The organism is Micromonospora sp. C28ISP2-4 (assembly GCF_030519385.1).
Taxonomy (GTDB): Bacteria; Actinomycetota; Actinomycetes; order Mycobacteriales; family Micromonosporaceae; genus Micromonospora; species Micromonospora tulbaghiae.
Genome location: NZ_JAUMKG010000002.1, coordinates 930,297 through 951,252, shown reverse-complemented (window position 1 = coordinate 951,252; position 20,956 = coordinate 930,297). Strand labels below are relative to the sequence as shown.

At 72.2% G+C, this 20,956-nt stretch carries 16 protein-coding genes, 1 tRNA gene and 1 pseudogene; 10 read left to right on the top strand and 8 right to left on the bottom strand.

All coding sequences use genetic code 11. From position 1 onward, the window contains the following. The first annotated feature begins 165 nt into the window (after nt 1-165). Genes Q3W68_RS13265 through Q3W68_RS13255 form a run of 3 tightly spaced genes read left to right on the top strand, consistent with a single transcriptional unit; the run spans nt 166 to nt 5,246 of the window. A complete protein-coding gene (locus Q3W68_RS13265) occupies nt 166-3,141 on the top strand; it encodes an AfsR/SARP family transcriptional regulator (RefSeq protein ID WP_302905659.1) in 2,976 nt (991 codons plus the stop codon). 44 nt (nt 3,142-3,185) lie between these two features. After that, the gene (locus Q3W68_RS13260) at nt 3,186-4,595 is read left to right on the top strand and encodes a class II fumarate hydratase (RefSeq protein WP_302905658.1); all 1,410 of its coding nucleotides are present in this window, start codon (nt 3,186-3,188) and stop codon (nt 4,593-4,595) included. A gap of 54 nt (nt 4,596-4,649) precedes the next feature. Continuing rightward, nucleotides 4,650-5,246: a GNAT family N-acetyltransferase gene (locus Q3W68_RS13255; RefSeq protein WP_302905657.1), complete on the top strand. Its 597-nt coding sequence runs from the start codon at nt 4,650-4,652 to the stop codon at nt 5,244-5,246. Here Q3W68_RS13255 and Q3W68_RS13250 read toward each other — a convergent pair. Then, on the bottom strand, nt 5,210-5,755 hold the full coding sequence (locus tag Q3W68_RS13250; protein WP_302905656.1) for a CGNR zinc finger domain-containing protein: 546 nt from the start codon (nt 5,753-5,755) through the stop codon (nt 5,210-5,212). The genes Q3W68_RS13255 and Q3W68_RS13250 overlap by 37 nt on opposite strands. 72 nt (nt 5,756-5,827) lie before the next feature. On the opposite strand from Q3W68_RS13250, the gene Q3W68_RS13245 reads away from it, so the two are divergent. The 3 genes from Q3W68_RS13245 (at nt 5,828) to Q3W68_RS13235 (ending at nt 9,256) form a co-directional block, all read left to right on the top strand. Continuing rightward, nucleotides 5,828-6,784, top strand: a complete 957-nt coding sequence (locus tag Q3W68_RS13245; RefSeq protein ID WP_302905655.1) for a DMT family transporter — start codon at nt 5,828-5,830, stop codon at nt 6,782-6,784. After that, nucleotides 6,781-7,479, top strand: coding sequence for an HAD family hydrolase (locus tag Q3W68_RS13240; RefSeq protein WP_302905654.1), 699 nt, complete (start codon nt 6,781-6,783; stop codon nt 7,477-7,479). The genes Q3W68_RS13245 and Q3W68_RS13240 overlap by 4 nt, the downstream gene beginning before the upstream one ends. Nucleotides 7,480-7,567: 88 nt before the next feature. Continuing rightward, on the top strand, nt 7,568-9,256 hold the full coding sequence (locus Q3W68_RS13235; RefSeq protein WP_302905653.1) for a S8 family serine peptidase: 1,689 nt from the start codon (nt 7,568-7,570) through the stop codon (nt 9,254-9,256). A gap of 68 nt (nt 9,257-9,324) precedes the next feature. On the opposite strand, the gene Q3W68_RS13230 is transcribed toward Q3W68_RS13235, so the two are convergent. Both Q3W68_RS13230 and Q3W68_RS13225 read right to left on the bottom strand, forming a co-directional pair. Continuing rightward, the gene (locus Q3W68_RS13230; RefSeq protein WP_302905652.1) at nt 9,325-10,341 is read right to left on the bottom strand and encodes a hypothetical protein; all 1,017 of its coding nucleotides are present in this window, start codon (nt 10,339-10,341) and stop codon (nt 9,325-9,327) included. A gap of 433 nt (nt 10,342-10,774) precedes the next feature. Continuing rightward, complete coding sequence (locus tag Q3W68_RS13225; RefSeq protein ID WP_302905651.1) at nt 10,775-11,422, bottom strand: IclR family transcriptional regulator; 648 nt, start codon at nt 11,420-11,422, stop codon at nt 10,775-10,777. Nucleotides 11,423-11,485: 63 nt separating this feature from the next. On the opposite strand from Q3W68_RS13225, the gene cysS reads away from it, so the two are divergent. Both cysS and rlmB read left to right on the top strand, forming a co-directional pair. Next, nucleotides 11,486-12,901, top strand: coding sequence for a cysteine--tRNA ligase (gene cysS / locus Q3W68_RS13220; RefSeq protein ID WP_302905650.1), 1,416 nt, complete (start codon nt 11,486-11,488; stop codon nt 12,899-12,901). Then, the gene (rlmB, locus tag Q3W68_RS13215; RefSeq protein ID WP_302905649.1) at nt 12,901-14,022 is read left to right on the top strand and encodes a 23S rRNA (guanosine(2251)-2'-O)-methyltransferase RlmB; all 1,122 of its coding nucleotides are present in this window, start codon (nt 12,901-12,903) and stop codon (nt 14,020-14,022) included. The genes cysS and rlmB overlap by 1 nt, the downstream gene beginning before the upstream one ends. 57 nt (nt 14,023-14,079) lie before the next feature. Here the strand turns inward: rlmB and Q3W68_RS13210 are convergent, their stop codons facing one another. Continuing rightward, the gene (locus tag Q3W68_RS13210) at nt 14,080-15,171 is read right to left on the bottom strand and encodes an ABC transporter ATP-binding protein (protein ID WP_166457737.1); all 1,092 of its coding nucleotides are present in this window, start codon (nt 15,169-15,171) and stop codon (nt 14,080-14,082) included. A 365-nt stretch (nt 15,172-15,536) separates the two neighbouring features. Here Q3W68_RS13210 and Q3W68_RS13205 point away from each other — a divergent pair. Further along, nucleotides 15,537-15,613, top strand: a tRNA-Thr gene (locus Q3W68_RS13205). Nucleotides 15,614-16,027: 414 nt separating this feature from the next. Here the strand turns inward: Q3W68_RS13205 and Q3W68_RS13200 are convergent. The 3 genes from Q3W68_RS13200 to Q3W68_RS13190 all read right to left on the bottom strand — a co-directional run bounded on the left by Q3W68_RS13200 (nt 16,028) and on the right by Q3W68_RS13190 (nt 19,320). Further along, nucleotides 16,028-17,173 carry a winged helix DNA-binding domain-containing protein gene (locus Q3W68_RS13200; protein WP_302905648.1) on the bottom strand — a complete coding sequence of 382 codons (1,146 nt, stop codon included), beginning with the start codon at nt 17,171-17,173 and terminating at the stop codon, nt 16,028-16,030. A 57-nt stretch (nt 17,174-17,230) separates the two neighbouring features. Then, a complete protein-coding gene (locus tag Q3W68_RS13195; RefSeq protein WP_302905647.1) occupies nt 17,231-18,073 on the bottom strand; it encodes an NAD(P)H-binding protein in 843 nt (280 codons plus the stop codon). Between the two features lie 62 nt (nt 18,074-18,135). Continuing rightward, complete coding sequence (locus tag Q3W68_RS13190) at nt 18,136-19,320, bottom strand: epoxide hydrolase family protein (protein WP_302905646.1); 1,185 nt, start codon at nt 19,318-19,320, stop codon at nt 18,136-18,138. 63 nt (nt 19,321-19,383) lie between these two features. Here Q3W68_RS13190 and Q3W68_RS13185 point away from each other — a divergent pair. Continuing rightward, nucleotides 19,384-19,809, top strand: a pseudogene (locus Q3W68_RS13185) (helix-turn-helix transcriptional regulator); the annotation flags it as partial. An 84-nt stretch (nt 19,810-19,893) separates the two neighbouring features. Here the strand turns inward: Q3W68_RS13185 and Q3W68_RS13180 are convergent. After that, complete coding sequence (locus Q3W68_RS13180) at nt 19,894-20,952, bottom strand: aldo/keto reductase (protein ID WP_302905645.1); 1,059 nt, start codon at nt 20,950-20,952, stop codon at nt 19,894-19,896. Nucleotides 20,953-20,956 lie beyond the last annotated feature (4 nt).

Below are 20,956 nucleotides of genomic sequence, written 5' to 3'. Positions count from 1 at the left end.
CGGCCGAGTGGCCGGTCAGGCGCACCGCCCCCGTCGGATGCCGTGACCGACAACCCGCGACGAGTCTGTGTGCCGTCGCTATCGGATCGCTATCGCCTCGTCGCGCCGCTCGGTGACCGTCGGGCTACGCTGCTGGAAGTTGCATGGCGGCAGGCGGGGGCGCGGATGCGATTCGGGATCTTGGGGCCCTTGCGGGTCGGCGGCGGCGAAGCCACCGTCACCGCGGGCCGGGATCGCACCGTGCTCGCCATGCTGTTGCTGCGCCCCGGCCGGGTGGTGCCGACCGAGGATCTGGTCGACGCCGTCTGGGAGGAACGTCCCCCGGCGACCGCGCGGACCCAGCTCCAGATCTGTGTGTCGCGACTGCGGCAGCGGTTCGCGGCGCTCGGGCTGCCGGCCGCGACCATCGTCACCGACCCGGCGGGCTACGGCATCCGGATCGAGCCGGACGACCTCGACGCCGACATGTTCGCCCGTGCCGTGGAGGCGGCCCGCGCCGAGGCGGCCGCCGGCCGGCTGACCGAGGCCCGCCGCCACTACCGGGCCGCCCTGGCGCTGTGGCGCGGTCCGGCGCTCGCCGGTATCCCGGCCCGGCTGGTGCGACTGCGGGCCCAGGCACTCGACGAGCAACGGCTCGCGGTGCTGGAGGACTGCGTCGACGTCGAGCTGCGGCTGCGCCGGGGGGCCGAACTGGTCGACGAACTCACCGAGGCGGTCGAGAACAACCCGCTGCGGGAACGGTTGCGAGGGCAGCTGATGCTGGCACTCGCGGCGATCGGCCGGCAGGCGGACGCGCTCGCTGTCTACCGGGAGGGCCGGCGGATCTACGCCGAGGAACTGGGCATCGAGCCCGGCGCGGCGTTGCAGGAACTGCACCAGCGCGTGCTGGCCGGTGACGAGGCGGCCGGCCCGCGCCCGGCGGCGCCCGTACGCACGCTGCCCCGGGCCATCCGGGACTTCACCGGCCGTCAGCAGACCATGGCGCGGCTGGTCAAGGACATCGTCGAGGAGGGGACGCGGCTGTACCTGATCGACGGGATGGCCGGCAGCGGCAAGACGACCCTCGCCGTCCAGGTCGCGACCGCGTTGCGCGAGCGGTTCCCCGACGCGGCACTCTTCATCGACCTGCACGGCTACAGCGAGCGCAGCCCGCTGACACCCGCGGCGGCCGCGGCCACCCTGCTGCGACAGCTCGGCGTGCCCGCCGAGCGGGTGCCGGTCGACGCGGAGGACCGGCTTGCCATGTGGCGCTCCGAACTGGCCGACCGGCGGACCGTGGTGGTGCTCGACAACGCGGCGAGCGCCGCCCAGGCCGCGGCGCTGCTGCCCAGCGGTCCGGACAATCTCGTGCTGGTGACCAGCCGGCGCCGGCTGGCCGGCCTGGACGAGGGACGTCCCCACTCGCTGCCCGTCCTGGACCCGGACGAGGCCGTCGAACTGCTCGGCCGGATCGTCGGCGCCGACCGGGTGGGCGCCGAGCCGGCCGCCGCCGCCGAGGTGGTCCGGCGGTGCGGTCATCTGCCGCTCGCCATCCGGCTGGCCGGTTCCCGGCTCGCGCACCGCCCGCACTGGCGGGTCGCCGACCTGGCACGGCGGCTGGCCGAGGCGCAGGACTCGCTGGCCGAGCTGGCCGTCGGGGAGCGGTCCGTCGGCGACGCCTTCACGCTCTCGTACGCGCAGGTCTCGGCACCGGCCCGGCGGCTGTTCCGGCTGCTCGGACTCCACCCCGGCGTACGGTTCGACAACCGGGTGGCGGCGGCGCTCGCCGACGTGCCACTGCCGGAGGCGCAGGACCTGCTGGACGAACTGGTGGACGTGCACCTGGCCGAGGAGACCGCGCCGGGCCGGTACCGCCTCCACGACCTGCTCCGGGATTACGCCCGTCGGTTGCTGGCCGAGACGGAGCGTCCGGACGAGCGCCGGACGGCGGTGGCACACCTGCTCGACCATCACCTCCAGGTGGCGGTCGGCCTGGCGATGACCGCCGAGACGAAGATGGGCGCGCTGAGCCAGGTCGCCTTCCCGCCGCCACGCCGCCCCGACCTGTTGCCGGTCCAGGACAGGCCGGGTCAGTCCTGGTTCGACGAGAACCGGGCGGCTCTTGTCGGGCTGGTGCACCTGGCCGAGTCGGAGGGCCTTGCGGCGTACTGCTGGCAGCTGACCCGGGCGTGCTGGTGGTCCAACTTCGTCGGTGGCCACCTCGACGAGCTGGTCGAGACGCACGAAGTGGCGCTGCGCGCCGCCGTCGGGTCGGGCGACGAGGAAGCAGTGGCCATCACCATGAACTACCTCGCCTCGGCGAAGTTCCGGCTCGGGGACTTTGCGGAGGCGATCCGGTTCCTGGAGGCGGGCGTCGACAGGTACCGTCGGCTCGGGCTGCGCCGGGAGCAGGTCCAAGCGCTCTCCAACCTCGCCGCCGTGTGTTTCGGGACGGACGACGCGGAGCGCTGCGTCCGGTACGTCGACGAGGCGCTGGGGATCAGCCGCTACCCGGACGACGCGGCGACCATCTCCAGCCTGTTCAACATGCTGTCGGTCGCCGAGCTGTTCCGTGGCCGGTACGACCTGGCCCTGCGGGCGGCCCGCCGGCACATCGTCCTGAGCAGGGAGGCCGGGGATCCGCGGCACACCTCGAACGCCGTCGGCCACCTCGGCATGATCCGGCACCGCCTCGGTCACACCGGGCCGGCCCGCCGGCTGCTCCGGGCGGCGCTGCACCTCAAGCGGACCACCGCGAACCGGTTCGGTGAGGGGGAGATCCTCAACGAGATCGGCATGATGGAGCGTGAGGCGGGCCGCCCGGCCGAGGCCGCCGCCCAGCACCGGGCCGCCCTGCTCGCGATGACCGACGCGGGGGACCGGATCGGGCAGTGCGCCTCCCGTAACCTCCTCGCCCGCGCCCTGCACGATCTGGGCGACGTCGACGCCGCGGTCGACCTGCACCGCCGGGTGCTGGACGACGCCACGCGACTGCGCCTGCGCTACGAGCAGGCCCGGGCCCTGGACGGCCTCGCCCGGTGCCTGCGGCACACCGACCCGGCCCAGGCCCGCCGGTACGCCGCGCGGGCGGTGGCGCTGTTCCGCCAGGTCGAGTCGCCGGACCGGCGGGAGACCGAGAGGCTGCTCGCCGAGCTGGGCTGAGGGCCGCGCCACTTTCCCTGCACACCGACCGGCGGCGCGGCAGGATGGAACGCGTGACGACTCCAGAGGCGACCGGCTACCGGATCGAACGCGACTCGATGGGCGAGGTGGAGGTGCCCGCCGAGGCGCTGTGGCGGGCGCAGACCCAGCGCGCGGTGCAGAACTTCCCGATCTCGGGGCGCGGGCTGGAACCGGCCCAGATCAAGGCCCTGGCCCAGATCAAGGGGGCGGCCGCCCTGGTCAACGGTGAGCTCGGGGTGATCGACGCGGACGTGGCGCAGGCGATCGCCACCGCCGCCGCGCACGTGGCCGAGGGCGGCTACGACGACCAGTTCCCGGTCGACGTGTTCCAGACCGGCTCCGGCACGTCGTCCAACATGAACACAAACGAGGTGATCGCCACGCTGGCCGGCCGGGAGCTGGGCCGCGACGTGCACCCGAACGACCACGTCAACGCGTCGCAGTCCAGCAACGACGTGTTCCCCACCTCGATCCACCTGGCCGCCACCCAGTTCGTGGTGGAGGATCTGATCCCGTCGCTGAAGCAGCTCGCGGGGGCGCTGGAGGAGAAGGCGGCCGAGTTCGAGACGGTGGTCAAGGCGGGGCGTACCCACCTGATGGACGCCACGCCGGTCACGCTCGGGCAGGAGTTCGGCGGCTACGCCGCGCAGGTGCGCTACGGCGTCGAGCGGCTGGAGTCGGTGCTGCCCCGGCTGGCCGAGCTGCCGCTGGGTGGCACCGCTGTGGGCACCGGCATCAACACGCCGCTGGGTTTCGCCGACCGGGTGATCGGCAAGCTGCGGGAGTCCACCGGCCTGCCGCTGACCGAGGCGCGCAACCATTTCGAGGCGCAGGGTGCCCGGGACGCTCTGGTGGAGACGTCCGGGCAGCTCCGTACCATCGCGGTCGGCCTCTACAAGATCGCCAACGACGTGCGTTGGATGGGCTCCGGCCCGCGCGCCGGGCTGCGTGAGCTGCGCATCCCCGACCTCCAGCCGGGTTCGTCGATCATGCCGGGCAAGGTCAACCCGGTGGTGGCCGAGGCGATGCGGCAGGTCTGCGCCCAGGTGATCGGCAACGACGCGGCGGTGGCGTTCGCCGGGTCGCAGGGCGACTTCGAGCTGAACGTGATGCTCCCGGTGATGGGCCGCAACCTGCTGGAGTCGATCAAGCTGATCGCCGCGTCCAGCCGGCTGTTCGCCGAGCGGCTGGTGGCCGGCCTGGTCGCGGACGCCGAGGTCTGCCTGGCGTACGCGGAGGGCTCGCCGTCGATCGTCACCCCGCTCAACCGTCATCTCGGGTACGACGAGGCCGCCTCGATCGCCAAGGAGGCGCTGGCCAGGCAGGTGTCCATCCGCGAGGTGGTGATCTCCCGGGGTCACGTCGACTCGGGCAAGCTCACCGAGACCCAGCTGGACGAGGCGCTGGACCTGCTGCGGATGACGCATCCCTGACCCGGCGCCGGTAATTGCCTCGACCCGTCACGATGGGCGCGGCATGATCCGACGGTGCGTGACGACGGCGTGTTGCTGGAGACCGCGCGGCTGACGCTGCGCCGGTTCACCATGGACGACGTGGACCGGCTGGTGGCGCTGGACGCCGACCCGGAGGTCATGCGCTTCCTGACGGGAGGCGTGCCGACCCCGGCCGCGACGTACCGGGACGAGGTGCTGCCCCGGCTGCTGGCGCAGTACGACAGATTTCCTGGGCTCGGCCGCTGGGCGACGCTCGACCGGTTCACCGGCGAGTTCCTCGGCTGGCACTCGCTCGACCCGTCCGACGACGGCGCCGAGGGGGAGCTGGGCTACCGGCTGCGTCGCGCGACATGGGGACACGGGCTGGCCACCGAGGGCGCGCGGGCGCTGGTGCGGCACGCGTTCGACACGGTCGGCGTCCGCCGGGTGTGGGCCCAGACGATGGCTGTCAACGACCGCTCCCGCGCGGTCATGGCCCGCGCCGGGTTGCGCTACGTCCGCACGTTCCACCTGGCCTTCGAGGACCCGATCCCGGGTACGGAGCACGGCGAGGTGGAGTACGAGCTGGCCCGCGACGCCTGGCCCGCGACGCGTCAGGAGTGGGACGCGGCGGCCCTGCGGGCCCGGTAGGCGCTCACCGCGGCCCGGTTGCCGCAGCCTGCGTCACAGAACCGGCGGGACCGGTTCCGGGACAGGTCGACCAGCACGTTGTCGCAGTCGGGGTGGTCGCAGTGCCGCAGCCGGCTCAGCTCGCCCATCCGGACCAGGTCGGCCATCCCCATCGCGGCCTCGACCGCCATCCGGGTCGCCAGCGGCGCGTCCCGTGGCACGGCGTGCACGTGGTACGGCTCGTCGTCGTGCCGGACGAGCTGCGGCAGCGCGTGCGACTCGCGCAGCAGCCCGTTGACGATCGCCACCACCTCGTCGATGTCGGCGTACCAGATGCGGCGCAGCCGGGGCCGCAGCGCGCGGACCTGGCGCAGTTCGGCGTCGGTGTGCTCGTGCCGGCCGCTCCACCCGTGGGCGGTGAAGAAGGCGTCCAGGGCGGCCACGTCGGGCAGCCCGTCCCGGTCACCGGCGGTGTTCACCAGCGCGGCGGCGGCGACCAGCGCGCATTCGGTGTCATGAGCGAAAAGCAACTTGACTCCTGTCGGAGGCTGCGCCTAGCGTCATCAGCATAACCTCCCTTTACTCATGACCAGGAGCTCCCGATGCGTGAACGGTCCGGCGCCGGGCTCGGTCTGGCACTGCTCTCCGCGATCACGTTCGCCACCTCGGGGACCTTCGCCCGTCCGCTGATCACCGGCGAGTGGTCAGCGGTCGCTGTGGTGATCGCCCGGGTGGGCATCGCCGCGCTGGTGCTCGCCGTTCCCGCCGTGCTGGCGTTGCGCGGAAGGTGGGCCGTGCTGCGCCGCAACGCGGTGAGCGTGGTCCTGTTCGGGCTGCTCGGCGTGGCAACGGCGCAGGCGTGCTTCTTCAACGCGGTCCGCTACCTCCCGGTCGGCGTGGCGCTCCTGCTGGAATACCTCGGCATCGTGCTCGTGGTCGGGTGGATGTGGCTGGTCCACGGGCAGCGCCCCCGGCTGCTCACAGTGGCCGGCTCGGTCACCGCCCTGTGCGGGCTGGTCCTCGTCCTCGACCTCACCGGCGCCGGGCGACTCGACCCGGTGGGCGTGCTCTGGGGTCTCGGCGCGGGCGTCGGGCTGGCCGGATACTTCGTCATCGCCGGCCGGATCGACGCGGGCCTGCCCTCGGTGGTGATGGCCAGTGGCGGCATGGCCGTCGGCGCGCTGGCGCTCCTGCTGCTCGGCGGCATCGGGGCGCTGCCGCTCGCCGCCGGCACCGCCGACGTCACCTTCGGCGGGCACCGGGTGAGCTGGCTGGTGCCGATCGCCGGGCTGTCGCTGATCGCCGCCGTGGTCGCGTACCTGGCTGGTGTCGCGGGCACCCGGCTGCTCGGGGCGCGGCTGTCCTCCTTCGTGGGGCTGACCGAGGTGATGTTCGCGGTGCTGATCGCCTGGCTGGTGCTCGACGAACTGCCCAGCCTGATCCAGCTGGCCGGCGGCGTGCTCATCCTCGGCGGCGTCGCCCTGGTCCGGGCGGACGAACTGCGGGGCACACCGTCGGCGTCCGTGCCGGCCGAACCGGTGCTGGCCGGCGACCGATGAGCGGGCCGCTCGGCGCCGTCGTCTTCGACGCGGACGAGACACTCGTCGACCTGCGCCCGGCGCTCACCGGCGCGCTCGTCGCCGTACTGGAGGAGATGCGGCGGCGGACTCCGGCGGCGGCCGGAGTGGTGCTCGCCGACCTGGAGGGCGACTGGGGTGCGGTCTTCGGCGCGCTCAGCGCCGCCCCGGTGCAGGAGATCCGGCGGGCCGCCCTGGCCCGTTCGCTGGCCCGGGCCGGGCTGGAGGCGGACCTGGACGAGTTCGCGGCGTTGTTCTTCGCCCGCCGGTACGCGCTGAGCCGCCCCTTCCCGGACGTGCTGCCCGCGCTGGCGGCGCTGCGCCCGCACCACCTGCTGGGCTTCGCCACGAACGGCAACAGCCGCGCCGAACGCTGCGGCCTCGCCGGGCAGTTCGCGTTCGAGGTGTACGCGCACGAGGGCGGCCTGCCCAAGAAGCCGGCGCCGGACTTCTTCGCGGCGGTGGTGGCGGCGACCGGGCTGCCCGCCGCGCACATCGTGCACGTGGGTGACTCGCCGGAGCACGACGTGGTCGCCGCCCAGCGGGCCGGACTGCGTGCCGTCTGGCTCAACCGGGCCGGACTGCCCCGCCCGCGCGGCCTCGAGCCGGACGCCGAGGTGTCCACACTCGCCGGACTGCACACGGTGCTCACCACCTTGACGAACGCGAATGCCTAGTTGCCGCCGATAACGGACGTCGATCTGGCGGAACCTGCTCCCGTGATGTGGGATGACACCACGTCCCTCAACGAGAGGATCTGATGTGGTGAGCAAGCGCTTCACCGTCGGCGCGGTCGCGGCTGCGGCCTCGCTGGCACTCACGGTGACCGGCCTGAGCATCCCGGCGAACGCCGCGCCGTCGGAGTTCCGGACCTTCACCGTGCTGGCCGAGAGCGGTGTCTCCAGCGACGCCGCGGTCGCCGCGATCACCGCCGCCGGCGGCAAGGTCGTCGCCCGCACCGACGACGTCGGCCTCTTCCAGGTCAGAAGCGACCGAGCGGACTTCGCCAGCCGGGCCACCGCGGCCGGCGCGCTGGTCGGCGCGGCCGAGGAGAAGGCGATCGGCCGCAAGCCGAAGCTGGACCGGGTCGAGCAGGAGCACCTGCTGGCCGCCGCGGCGACCAAGGGCAAGGCCGCCAAGGGCAACGGCAAGAAGATGGACCCGCTCGACGACAAGCTCTGGGGTCTGGACATGATCCGGGCCGACAAGGCCCGGAAGATCGAGCCGGGCGACCGCCGGGTCACCGTCGGCATCCTGGACACCGGCGTCGACGCCAGCCAGCCCGACCTGGCGCCGAACTTCAACTGGGCGCTGTCGCGCAACTTCGCCCCGGACATCCCCGAGGTCGACGGCCCGTGCGAGGTGGCGAGCTGCCTCGACCCGGTCGGCACCGACGACGGCGGACACGGCACGCACGTGGCCGGCACCATCGGTGCCGCCGCGAACGGCTTCGGCCTCTCCGGCGTGGCCCCGAACGTCTCCCTGGTCGAGCTGAAGGGTGGCCAGGACAGCGGCTACTTCTTCCTCAACCCGGTGGTGAACGGCCTGGTGCACGCGGGCCGTTCCGGGCTGGACGTGGTGAACATGTCCTTCTACGTCGACCCGTGGCTCTACAACTGCACCGCCAACCCGGCCGACTCGCCGGAGGCGCAGGCCGAGCAGCGCACCGTCATCGAGGCGATGAAGCGGGCGCTCAACTTCGCGCACCGCAACGGCGTCACGCTCGTCGGCTCGCTCGGCAACAACCACGAGGACCTGGGCGCGCCGCGCACCGACGTGAGCAGCCCGGACTACGGCGCCGACCCGTACCCGCGCCCGATCGACAACGCGACCTGCTGGGACCTGCCGGTCGAGGGTCCGCACGTGATCGGCGTGTCGGCGGTCGGCCCGTCCGGCAAGAAGTCGGACTACTCGAACTACGGCACCGAGCAGATCTCGGTGGCGGCGCCGGGTGGCTGGTTCCGCGACGGCTTCGGCACCGACACGTACCGTACCGACGCCAACATGATCCTCTCCACGTACCCGAAGAAGGTTCTGCAGGAGGAGGGGTCGGTCGACGAGAACGGCAACATCGTCGCCGGCTTCGAGAACTCGGTGTTCAAGCAGTGCACCGCCAAGGGTGAGTGTGGCTACTACACCTACCTCCAGGGCACCTCGATGGCGTCCCCGCACGTCTCGGGCGTGGCGGCGCTGATCGTCAGCAAGCACGGCAAGAAGGAGGGCCGCAACGGCTACGGCATGGCGCCGAACCTGGTCGAGCAGCACCTCTACCGGACGGCGGCCGAGCACGCCTGCCCGGAGCCGCGGCTGCAGAGCTACACCAACGAGGGCCGGGACGCCGAGTTCGACGCGTACTGCGCGGGCTCGCTGAACTTCAACGGCTTCTACGGCTACGGCATCGTCGACGCCTACGCCGCGGTGAAGACCCCGGTCAAGCCGAACGTGCGACCGTAACGACTGTTTTCCCGTGGTGGCGGTGTCCGGATCACCCGGACGCCGCCACCTCGGCGTTCCGGCCCGTGTCACGGGCGCCATCCCCGGGCCACCAGCGCGGCGCGGATCTCCCGGACCAGGGTGGGGAACTCCTTGCGCAGGCGGCGGCCGGTCACGTGCAGCACCAGCCAGCCGGCTGCGACGAGCTGGTTGAGCCGCCGCCGGTCGAGATGCATCCGGTCCGCGTCGGAGTGCCACTGACCGTCGTACTCGACGGCGACCCGGAACTCCGGCCAGGCCAGGTCGGGGTGCAGGATCAGGCCGGTCGACACCCGCACCGGATACTGGGCCACCGGGCGGGGCAGGCCGGCGAGAACGAGACGGACCCGCAGATGGGACTCGGGCGGGGACTGGGCCAGCCCGTCGGTCAGGCCGAACACCCACGCCGCCCGGCGCCCACCGGGGCGACACGCGTTCCGGGCGGCCTCGCTCGCCAGCGCCGACCGGTTCACCGAACCGGTACGCAGCAGCCCGTCGACGATGCCGACCGCCTCCACCGGATCGGCCCAGACCGCCGTCTCCCAGGCACAGGCGGCCGGCTCGGTGCGGGGCGGAGGCCCGGCCAGGTTCATCACCGCGCCGGGGGTCCGGGTGTCTGCGGGCGGGCTCGAACCGGCGGGCGACCTCTGGCCGACGGGTGGGCTCGTGCGCGCGGGTGCGGCGCTGCCCACGGGAACCAGGAGGCCGCTGCGGGTGCTCGACATCGGGGCGTGGTGCACCCGGACACCCGGCTGGGAGTCGGCCCGGACCGTGGCCGGCAGCAGGACGTGCACGTCGTCGGTGAAGCCCGCGGCGTGCTCGACCCCGTGCAGGTAGGCGGCCGAAGGGCCGGCGATCGCCGCGCCGGGTGGCATGCGTAGCAGCGCCGCGCGGCAGGCCAGCGCGTGGTCGCGGTCGAGCCGCGCGTCGGCGTAGACGTCCTGCCGGAGCCGGATCCAGGACGAGCCGCGCAGATGATGCCGGGACAACAGCCCGCGCCGGATCGCTTCCGAGCCCCGGAAGACCTGCCAGGCCAACTCCGGTGGTCGATGAGGATGAGGTGGCATGTGGCGAGCGTGGCGGCGCACGGGTCGAGATCGGTACCCCTGTGGACAGCCGCAGCCGCGCCGCCCACCGCACCCTGTGGACAACCCCCACCCGGCCTGTCCATGTGCTAAGGCCCTCGACTTGCGCATGATCCACTCCACCTCGGGGAGGTGGCGGCATCCGTTCGCCTTGATACAGCCGTTCCGGCGAGCTGGCGTGAGGGAGCGTGGAGGGATTGGCCTGGGTGCGCCGATGTGACCACCTCGGCGTAGTGGCGTGAGGGTGGGCTGGACAGCAAGACCTGTCTTGATCGACTCCACTTCGGGGAGGTGGCGGTATCCGGGCCGCTTGATGCAACCGTTTCGCCGAGCTGGCGTGAGGGTGTGTGGAGGCGGGCGGTTCGGGTGCGCTGATGTGACCACTTCGCCGAGCTGGCGTGAGGGCCTGCGGGGGTCAGGAGAGCGCGGCGGCGACCGCCTCGGCCGCGGCGGTGACCTGGGCGCCGACGTCGGCCACGTCGAGCGGGGTCAGCGACACCACCCCGACGCTGCCCTCCAGACCCGGCACGCCGAGCACCGGCGCGGCCACCCCGTACGCCCCCGACTGAAGCTCGCCGCTGGTGCTCACCGGCCCCGGATCGCCGGTCCGCCCGGCCAGCACCGCCCGGCCGGCGGCCCCCCGCTCCAGCGGGTGCCGGGTGCCGGTCCGGTACGCCACGTGGAACGACGTCCAGCTCGGCTCGACCACCGCGAGCGCTACCCCCTCGCCGCCCTCGACCACTGTCAGGTGAGCGGTCGCCCCGGTGCCCTCGGCGAGCCGGCGCAGCGCCGGCAGCGCGCCCTCGGCCAGCAGCGGCTGGGCGCGGCGGGCCAGATGCAGCACGCCCACGCCGATACGCAGGCGGCCCTCGCCGTCGCGCCGGAGCATCCCGTGGCTGGTCAGCGCGCCGACCAGCCGGTAGACGGCCGCCCGGCCGATGCCCAGCCGGTGCGCCGCCTCGGTGACCGTCAGCCCGCCCGGCGCGTCCGCGACCAGGTGCAGCAGCCGCAGACCCCGGTCCAGGGTCTGTGCCGTCTCTCCCGTGCGCGCCGCCGTGTCCACAGCACGCAGCGTACGACCCGGCTCCGGCCAACCCGGAAATGTGCGGACGGCTACCCTTGTGAGGTGACGCTACGCCTGTATGACACCGCCACCCGATCGGTGCGGGACTTCGTCCCGCGGGAAGCCGGCAAGGTGGGGGTCTACCTGTGTGGTCTCACGCTCCAGGCCCCGCCGCACATCGGCCACCTTCGCTCCGGCGTCAACTACGACGTGCTGCGCCGCTGGCTGGTGAGCAAGGGCTTCGAGGTCACGTTCATCCGCAACCTGACCGACATCGACGACAAGGTCCTGGCCAAGGCGATGGAGCAGGACCGGCCGTTCTGGTCGATCGCGTACGCGAACGAGCAGATCCTCACCGCCTCCTACCGGGCGCTCAACGTGCTCCCGCCCACGTACGAGCCGCGGGCCACCGGGCACATCCCGGAGATGCACGAGCTGATCGCCCGGCTGATCGAGACCGGCCACGCCTACCCGGCCACCGACGGCTCCGGCGACGTCTACTTCGACGTGGCCTCCTGGCCCGCGTACGGTTCGCTGTCCGGCCAGTCCCCGGCGGACATGCAACCCGCCGGCGACGCCCCCGACCGCGGCAAGCGTGACCCGCGTGACTTCGCGCTCTGGAAGGGCGCCAAGCCGGGCGAGCCGGCCGACGCCTACTGGCCGTCGCCGTGGGGCCGCGGCCGGCCCGGCTGGCACATCGAGTGCTCGGCCATGTGCTGGCGCTACCTGGGCCCCGAGTTCGACATCCACGGCGGCGGGCTCGACCTGACGTTCCCGCACCACGAGAACGAGATCGCCCAGTCGCAGGCCGCCGACCTGCCGTTCGCCCGCTACTGGGTGCACCACGGCCTGCTCGGTATCGGCGGCACGAAGATGGGCAAGTCGCTCGGCAACACGCTCGACCTCGACTACGTGGCCTCGCTCGGGGTCCGCCCGGTGGAGCTGCGTTACTACTACGTGGCCGCGCACTACCGGTCCCGCATCGACTACTCCGAGGACGCGTTGCGCGAGGCCGCCGTGGCGTACCGGCGGATCGAGGGCTTCGTGCAGCGGGCGACCGAGCGGGTCGGCCCGGGCCGGCCCGGCGACCTGCCGGCCGGTTTCGTGGCCGCGATGGACGACGACCTCAACACGTCAGCGGCGCTGGCGGCGCTGCACGAGGTGGTCCGGGACGGCAACACCGCGCTCACCGCCGGCGACGATGTGACCGTCCGCACGACGCTGGCCGCCACCCGGGCGATGCTGGATATCCTCGGCGTCGACCCCCTGGACCCGGCCTGGACCGGCGGCGGCCGCACGGACGACCTGCGCGGCGTGGTGGACTCCCTGATCGCGCTGGCCCTGGAGCAGCGCGCGCAGGCCCGCAGCCGCAAGGACTGGGCTGCCGCCGACGCCGTACGCGACCAGCTCAAGCAGGCCGGCGTGGTCGTCGAGGACACCCCCCAGGGCCCGCGTTGGACTATTGGAGAGCAGGACTGATGGCCGGCAACTCGCAGCGCCGTGGCCGGCGACTGACGCCGAAGGCGGGCGCCCCCAAGGGCACCGGTGGCAAGAACAAGGACTCGCTCGCCGGGCGGGGCCGCACGCTGCCCGCCGACGAGCGGCCCTGGCACAAGGCGTACTCGGGCACCGAGAAGCTGCCCCAGCGCACCGCCTGGAAGCAGGACAAGGAGCGCCGCGCCGCCGCCGAGGAGGGCCGCGCGCCCAAGATCGGCCAGCCCGGCACCAAGGACACCACCTGGGGCAAGGGCGGTGGCCGAGGCACGCCCACGACCAAGGGGCGGGGCGGCAAGCCGGCCGGCGGCCGGTCCGGGCCCCGGGTCGCGCCGGGCCGCAAGGCCAACCCGGCGAAGGACAGCCCGGAGCTGCTGGTCGGGCGCAATCCGGTGCTGGAGTCGCTGCGCACCCAGGTGCCAGCGACCGCGCTCTACACCGCGCAGGGCATCGACATCGACGACCGGGTCAAGGAGATCGTCCGCACCGCCGCCGACCGGGGCATCGCGATCCTGGAGGTCAGCCGCGCCGAGCTGGACCGGATGACAGGCGGCGTGCTGCACCAGGGCGTCGGCCTCCAGGTGCCGCCGTTCGCCTACGAGCCGTTCGACGACCTGGTCGCCGCCGCGCTGGAACAGGCCGCCCCGCTGCTCGTCGCGCTGGACGGCGTCACCGACCCGCGCAACCTCGGCGCGGTCATCCGGTCGGCCGCCGCGTTCGGCGCGCAGGGTGTCTTCGTACCCGAACGGCGTGCCGCCGGAATCACCGCGACCGCCTGGCGGACCAGCGCCGGCGCGGCCGCGCGCGTGCCCGTCGCCCAGGTCACCAACCTGACCCGGTCGCTCAAGGCGTGCAAGGACGCCGGCTTCGTCGTGGTCGGCCTGGACGCCGACGGACAGACCGACCTGTACGACCTGGAGGCCGCCGTCGGCCCGCTCGTCGTGGTGGTCGGCTCGGAGGGGCGCGGGCTGTCCCGCCTGGTCGGTGAGACCTGCGACCTGACCGTCAGCATCCCGATGGTCTCCGACGTGGAGTCGCTCAACGCGAGCGTGGCCGCCGCGGTCACGCTCGCCGAGGTCGCCCGCCGCCGGTCCGTCGAGGCCTGATCGAGAGCAACGAAAAGGGGCGGTCCGCCGTGGCGGGCCGCCCCTTTCTCGCGTACGTCAGATCCGCTGGCCGGTGGCAGCGTGGAAGACGTGGCTGCGTCCGGTACGCGGCTTGACGAACACGGTGTCACCCATGTTCGGCATGCTGCGCCGGTCGGTACGGACCACGAACCGCTCGTTGTGGCCCTCCAGCGCGGCGTGGCCGTAGACGTTGGCGTCCGAGCCGAGGTCCTCGACCAGCTCGACCACGACCGGCATGCCGCCCTCGGACGGGCTGACCAGGTCGCAGTCCTCCGGCCGGAAGCCGACGGTGACCTTGCCGTCGCCGCCCTCGGCGCTGGCCGCCTGGACCTGCTCGCGGGTCAGCGGCACGATCATCTCGGCGAACGCGCCGCCCTGCTCGGTCAGCTTCACCGTCTTGATGTTCATGGCGGGGGAGCCCATGAAGCCGGCGACGAAGACGTTGGCCGGGGTGTCGTAGAGCGCCCGCGGGGTGTCCACCTGCTGGAGCACGCCGTCCAGCATGACCGCCACCCGGTGACCCATGGTCATGGCCTCGACCTGGTCGTGGGTGACGTAGACGGTGGTGACGCCGAGCTTCGCCTGGAGCGAGGCGATCTGGGTACGGGTCTGCACGCGCAGCTTGGCGTCGAGGTTCGACAGCGGCTCGTCCATGAGGAAGACCTGCGGCTCGCGGACGATCGCGCGGCCCATGGCGACACGCTGGCGCTGACCGCCGGAGAGCGCCTTCGGCTTGCGGCTGAGGAACTCCTCCAGCTGGAGCAGCCCGGCCGCCTCCTTGACCCGCCGGTCGATCTCCGACTTCGAGGTCTTGCGCAGCTTGAGCGCAAACGCCATGTTCTCGTACACCGTCATGTGCGGGTAGAGGGCGTAGTTCTGGAAGACCATCGCGATGTCGCGGGCCTTCGGCGGGAGGTGGGTGACGTCCCGGTCGTCGATGTAGATCGCGCCGTCGTCGACGTCCTCCAGGCCGGCGAGCATCCGGAGGCTGGTGGACTTGCCGCAGCCGGACGGGCCGACCAGGACGAGGAACTCCCCGTCACCGATCTGGAGGTCGAGCTGGTTGACGGCGGGGCGCTCGGTGCCCGGATAGATCCGGGACGCCTTCGCGTAGGTGACCGTAGCCATGATGGAGCGCTTCCTTTCACCGGCAGGAACGTGCCGGACGATCCGAGTGAAGGAGCGACCGGCGCCCAAGGCACCGGCCAACGGGGTCGTCGCTCAGGCAGCCGAGGCCGGCCGGAGTGTCGTCCGTGTCACTGCACGGTAAACGGCTTTCGCGATCGTGCCAAGACGTGCCACGTCGGATGGGACGGATGGCATACGCATAACGGTCAGGAGGGCACTGCGAGGTATCAATCTCCCCGCCTGTGAGCGCGGCGGAGCGATGATCCATCGGTCGTACCGGTCGGGATGCCGACGTTTTCCGTGCTCGGGAGCCCTGCGAGGCGGGATTTCCGGGGCTCAGTCGCTATGCTGAGCCCGACGCACGCGCCCCTGTAGCTCAGCTGGCCAGAGCACTCGCCTTGTAAGCGAGATGTCGCCGGTTCGATCCCGGCCGGGGGCTCCAATTCCATCAGGCAGTTCGCGGCGGCAGCCGCCGCGATCCGGCCGGATGACAGCAACGACGGTCGCGACAGCCGCCCGTCGAGCGCCTGACGCATCACGTCTGGGTTGGCGTGGGCGGAACGGGGGCGCCGGGCGGACTCGACGGCCCGTCAGAGGCGCGCGGTCGGCGGCAGATGCGCGCACGTGATCTTGGCTGACCGGCGCGTTCAGGGGCTGGAGCGGTGCGGTCCGCTTCGACTTGCCCGGGAGCAGTGACCTTTGGCGACCCGAGGCATCGCCGCGTCGGCAGGGCGTGTGTCCATACGCGCCAGCGGGAGACTCCGACGGACGTACGGACGGTGAGGAAGGTGCCGGCGGCGAAGCCCGCTCGGCTGTGAGCGGGCGTCGGTGGAAGGCGCGCATGAGCACGGTTCGATCACTGCTGACCGGTTTCCTCGCCGGTCACCTTGTCCTCGGAGCCGACGGACGGGGCCGTGCCGTCGCGGAGGTCGTGGGCGGCACCGGGCACGGCGAACTCCAGCAGCCGGGCGCCTTCGGCCTCGATCTCGGCGCGCTCGATGGCGGTCAGCGGCCGGAACGGGTCGATCTCCAGAGTCGCTGACGCCTTGCCTGGATGGAGCTTCCAGGTGCCCGTCACCTGCCCGTCCACGACGAAGGTGGCGCGCATCCCGTTGCGCGTCATGACCCGTTTGCGGGCCTCCTCTGAGATCACGCGGGTGCGGTCGGTATGGGAGGCCAGGAGGTTGTCGTATTCGGGCAGGAAGCGAACCGGCGCGCGGGCGTCGGCGTCGGGGCGTGGTGCATCCGGGAGGTCGAACAGCTCCACCCCGTGCTCGTCGCGGAAGACCGCCAGCCGTGGCCGCAGCCTCTCCAGGACGGGCCGCAGCCGGGTTCGGCCGGCCCACGTCTGCACGTCGGCGACCGACGCCGGGCCGGACGCGGCGAGGTAGCGCAGCACGATGTGTTCGGAGTCGGCGGCGGAGGCGGGCTCGGCTCCGGTCCAGCAGGCCGCCGTCGCGTACCGGGTGGTGCCGCCGACGCCCCAGACGGCGCGTGGCGGCACCTGCACCAGCGGTACCAGGTTCCGCACCACGGTGGCGAGTGCGCGGGGCTCGCGATCGGGCCACCGCTCGTGCAGCGCCGCGCCGAGTTCCTTGGGGGTGAGGTGTCGTGCGCCGAGCAGTGCCCGGCCCGACTCCGCCACAGCCGCACGGTCCAGACCGGTCAGGATCGTCTTGAACGCGGTGTCCAGCTCACGGTCGAGCGCGGGCTGCGCCCATGGCCGCAACGAGCGGTAGTCCGCCGTGGTGACCAGGTGGACGGTGCTGCGCATCAGCGCGACCCGCACCAGGCGGCGCTTGGTCAGCGCGTCCGTCAGGTCGGCAGTGCCGAACTTCCGCAACCTGCTCCAGAGCCCGAAGTAGGGCGCGTGGGGCGCCTGCGCCTGCATGCCGACCAGCCGGGTGACCGCCTCCTCGGCGGTCGCGTCGGCCCGTTCCAGCAGCATCTGACGGGCCAGCAGGGCTCGCCCCAGCTCCCGTCGCCGCAGCACCTGTGCCACCGTGCCGTCCTTTCCGTCGTATGGCAGGGGCGGCGGATGTCGCCCCTGCCTCGTCGATCAGCCGCCGAAGTCGGCCCGGTGATCCGCGGCCCACCGAGCGTAGGTACGCGCGGGGTGCCCGGTGATCTGCTCGATGACGTCGTTGACCGGCGCGGGCCTGCCGACCGCCTGCGCCATGAGACCGAACAGCGCCGCCAGGAACTCGGGGTCCATGAACTGGCTCATCTGCTCCAGCACGGGCTCCGGGTCGAGGTCCTCGACGGTGAGCGGGCGCCCCAACGTCTCGCCGAGGATGCGGACCTGCTGCGCCTGGGTCAGCGACTCGGGGCCGGTCAGGTCGTAGGCCCGCCCCGCTTGCCCGCCGCCGGTCAGGATCCGCGCGGCCACCTCGGCGACGTCCCTCTCGTGCACGGCGCTGAACGCGGCCTCGGCGTACGGCGCGCGAATGACGTCACCGCCCTGGAGCTGCATCGCGAACGTCAACGAGTTGATGGCGGGGAAGAGAAGCCGCAGGAACGTCCACTCGATCCCAGACGCCTCGATGGCCTGCTCGACGTCGCGGTGGTACTGGGCGATTACGTCGGGCTGCCGCTCGGCGCCCGGGACGATCGCCCCCGAGGACAGGAACACCAGCCGCCGCACCCCGGCCCGCCCCGCGGCCGCCAGTAGCGGAGCGACATCCATCCCGTACTGCAGAACCAGGAAGGCGGCTTCGACGCCGGCCAGCGCCGCTGGCAGCGTCTCGGGCTTGGTCAGATCGCCCTGGACGACGTCGACTTCCGCCGGGAGCCCGGCCTGTTCCGGGGTACGGGTCAGCGCCCGTACCGGCGCACCCGCGGCGACCAGCTCTTCTACTGCCTGACGTCCGAACTGAGCCGTGGCACCAACGACGAGATACATGAGGGCTTCCCTTCGTGTGAAGACTGGGGGTCTGATGGGGTCCGCCTACAACCGGCGGCGGATCAGCGAACCTTGCGGAAGAACTGCTGGATGTCGTGGACGAGCAGATCGGGCGCGTCGTGGGCGGCGAAGTGGCTGCCCCGGTCGTAGACGTTCCAGGAGACGATGTTTTCGTGGTCGCGGTCGGCGAACGTCCGGATCGACTGGTAGTCCCAGGCGAAGTTGGCCAGGCCGAGGGGCACGGTGGTCGGTTTCGGCACGGTGGTGCCCCGGCCGTTCGACTTCTGCTGTACGGGGGCCGCCGCCGCGTCCTCGTAGTAGAACCGGGCGGCTGAGGCGGCTGTGTTGGTCAGCCAGTAGATCATCACGTTCGTGAGCACGTAATCCGGGTCGAGCGAAGCGCCGAGCAGCTGCGCGCTCCAGCCCAGCAGGCCGGCCGGGGAGTCGGCTAGAGCGTGCGCCAGATTCTGCGGTTCGGTGGACTGGAGCTTGTCGTACGCGCCCCGGTTCTGGGTGAACCACTCGGCGAACGCGAGCTTGCCGCGCTCCTCCTCGGAGAGGCCGGCCAGTTCGGCGGGGTCGCCCGACGGGAACGAGAAGACCTGTGTCACGTGCACGCCGCAGACGTGCTCAGGATCGACCCGGCCCACCTCGGGCGAGATCAGCGATCCGCCGTCGTTGCCGGCCGCGCCGTACCGGTCGTAGCCGAGCCGCTGCATCAGCTCGGCCCAGGCCCGGGCCACCCGGTACCGGTCCCAGCCGCGCTCCCGGGTCGGCCCGGAGAAGCCGAAACCCGGCACCGACGGAATGACCAGGTGGAACGCGTCCGCCGGGTCGCCGCCGTGCGTTCGTGGCTCGGTGAGCGGGCCGATCACATCCAGCCACTCGACCACCGAGGTCGGCCAACCGTGGGTCAGTATCAGCGGCGTCGCGTCCGGCTCCGGCGACCGCACGTGCAGGAAGTGGATGTTCTGGCCGTCGATCTCGGTGGTGAACTGCGGGTACGCGTTCAGCCTCGCCTCCCAGGCCCGCCAGTCGTACCCGGTGCGCCACCGCTCGACCAGCTGCCTCACGTAGCCCACCGGGACGCCGTACTCCCAACCGGGCGGCACCGGACCAGCCGGCGCCGACTCGTCCGCGGGCAGTTCCTCCGCCCACCGAGTGCGGGCCAGCCGCTGCTGGAGATCGTCGAGCTCGGCCTGGGGGATGTCGATCCGGAACGGTGCGATCGCGCTGTCGTTCGTCATGGTCATCAGCGTAGGAGGAAATTAGGCAAGGACCGTTCCTAATAAACTGGCATACTGCGAAGAATGTTGGAAACCGCGGCGCGGCTGCTGCGCCTGCTCTCGCTACTCCAGACACCCCGCGAGTGGACCGGCGCCGAACTGGCCGAACGGCTGTCGGTCAGCACCCGGACCGTTCGCAACGACGTGGACCGCCTGCGGAACCTCGGCTATCCGGTGCACGGCAGCCGGGGCGCGGTGGGCGGCTACCGACTCGGCGCCGGGGCCACGCTGCCGCCGCTGCTGCTCGACGACGAGGAAGCGGTCGCGGTGGCGATCGGGCTGCGCACTGCCGCCGGGGGCACGATCACCGGGGTCGAGGAGACCTCGTTGCGCGCGCTGGCCAAGCTGGAGCAGGTGCTACCGGCGCGACTCCAGCGTCGCGTTGACGCCCTCAAGCGGTACGCCGTCGTGGTGCCGCGGGACGACCTGGGCCCGCGGGTGGACGCGGACAGGCTGAGGCAGCGGCGGGCTCACGCAAGTCCGCAGGGCGAGCCGGCTGACCTGGGCGGCGGGCGACACCAGGGGGCATGACGATCAGGCGGCGCCACGCTCGCTGACCGGTCGGCGGCGCAGGTTCGGGTTCAGCAGGGCCGGGGGTTGGTAGGCCTGGTCGAGCCGTGTGACATCGGTGCCGGGCGGGACGATCTCGTCGATCCGGTCGAGGATCTCGTCGGTGAGCGTGACCTCGACGCCGGCGAGCAGGCCGTCGAGGTGTTCCATCGTGCGCGGGCCGAGGATTGCGCTGGTCACGCCGGGGTGTGCGATGGCGAATGCCATGGCGAGGTGGGTCAACGGCATGCCTGCCTCGTCGGCGAGCGGGATGAGTTGCTCGACGACGTCGATCCGGCGTTCGTCGGTGAGGTGCTTGGAGAAGCGGGCGCGGCGCAGGTCGTTCTGTTCGCCCTTGCGGACCCTGCCGGTGAGCATTCCCTGCCCGAGCAGGCCCCACACCAGCGTGCCCATCCCGTAGCGCTGCGCGGCCGGCAGCACCTCGCTCTCGATGCCGCGGTTGAGGATCGAGTAGGGCGGCTGCTCGGTGTGGAAACGTTGCAGCCCGCGGCGCTCGGCGACCCACTGGGCCTCGATGATGTCGGATGCGGGCATCGTGGACGACCCGATCGCCCGGACCTTGCCGCTGCGGATCAGGTCGGAGAGCGCGGAGAGCGTCTCCTCGATGTCGGTGCCGGGGTCCGGACGCTGGATCTGGTAGAGGTCGATGTGGTCGGTCTGCAGGCGGCGCAGCGAGTCCTCCACCGCGGTCATGATCCAGCGGCGGGAGGCGCCCCGCTGGTTGGGGTCGGTGGCCGCTGCCGCGCCCGGCGTCCGGGGCAGCGCGGTCAGCCTGGGAAGGCCCACCTTGGTCGCGAGGACGACGTTGTCCCGGCGCCCCTTAAGGGCCCGGCCCACGATCTCCTCCGAGTCGCCGTAGGCGTCGGCGGTGTCGACAAAGTTGATCCCCGCGTCCAGCGCCCTGTGGATGACCTTGATCGAGTCGTCGGGGTCGGGGTTCCCGATCACCGTGGCGAACATCAGCGTGCCGAGCGCGTACGGGCTGACCTTGATGCCCGTCCGGCCCAGGGTGCGGTACTGCATGAGC

Bases quoted from the DNA above. Each gene is read 5' to 3' on its own strand.
- Q3W68_RS13265 (WP_302905659.1), top strand. From the start codon at position 166: ATGCGATTCGGGATCTTGGGGCCCTTGCGGGTCGGCGGCGGCGAAGCC.
- Q3W68_RS13260 (WP_302905658.1), top strand. From the start codon at position 3,186: ATGGAACGCGTGACGACTCCAGAGGCGACCGGCTACCGGATCGAACGC.
- Q3W68_RS13245 (WP_302905655.1), top strand. From the start codon at position 5,828: ATGCGTGAACGGTCCGGCGCCGGGCTCGGTCTGGCACTGCTCTCCGCG.
- Q3W68_RS13240 (WP_302905654.1), top strand. From the start codon at position 6,781: ATGAGCGGGCCGCTCGGCGCCGTCGTCTTCGACGCGGACGAGACACTC.
- Q3W68_RS13230 (WP_302905652.1), bottom strand. From the start codon at position 10,341: ATGCCACCTCATCCTCATCGACCACCGGAGTTGGCCTGGCAGGTCTTC.
- rlmB (WP_302905649.1), top strand. From the start codon at position 12,901: ATGGCCGGCAACTCGCAGCGCCGTGGCCGGCGACTGACGCCGAAGGCG.
- Q3W68_RS13210 (WP_166457737.1), bottom strand. From the start codon at position 15,171: ATGGCTACGGTCACCTACGCGAAGGCGTCCCGGATCTATCCGGGCACC.
- Q3W68_RS13195 (WP_302905647.1), bottom strand. From the start codon at position 18,073: ATGTATCTCGTCGTTGGTGCCACGGCTCAGTTCGGACGTCAGGCAGTA.
- Q3W68_RS13190 (WP_302905646.1), bottom strand. From the start codon at position 19,320: ATGACGAACGACAGCGCGATCGCACCGTTCCGGATCGACATCCCCCAG.
- Q3W68_RS13180 (WP_302905645.1), bottom strand. From the start codon at position 20,952: ATGCAGTACCGCACCCTGGGCCGGACGGGCATCAAGGTCAGCCCGTAC.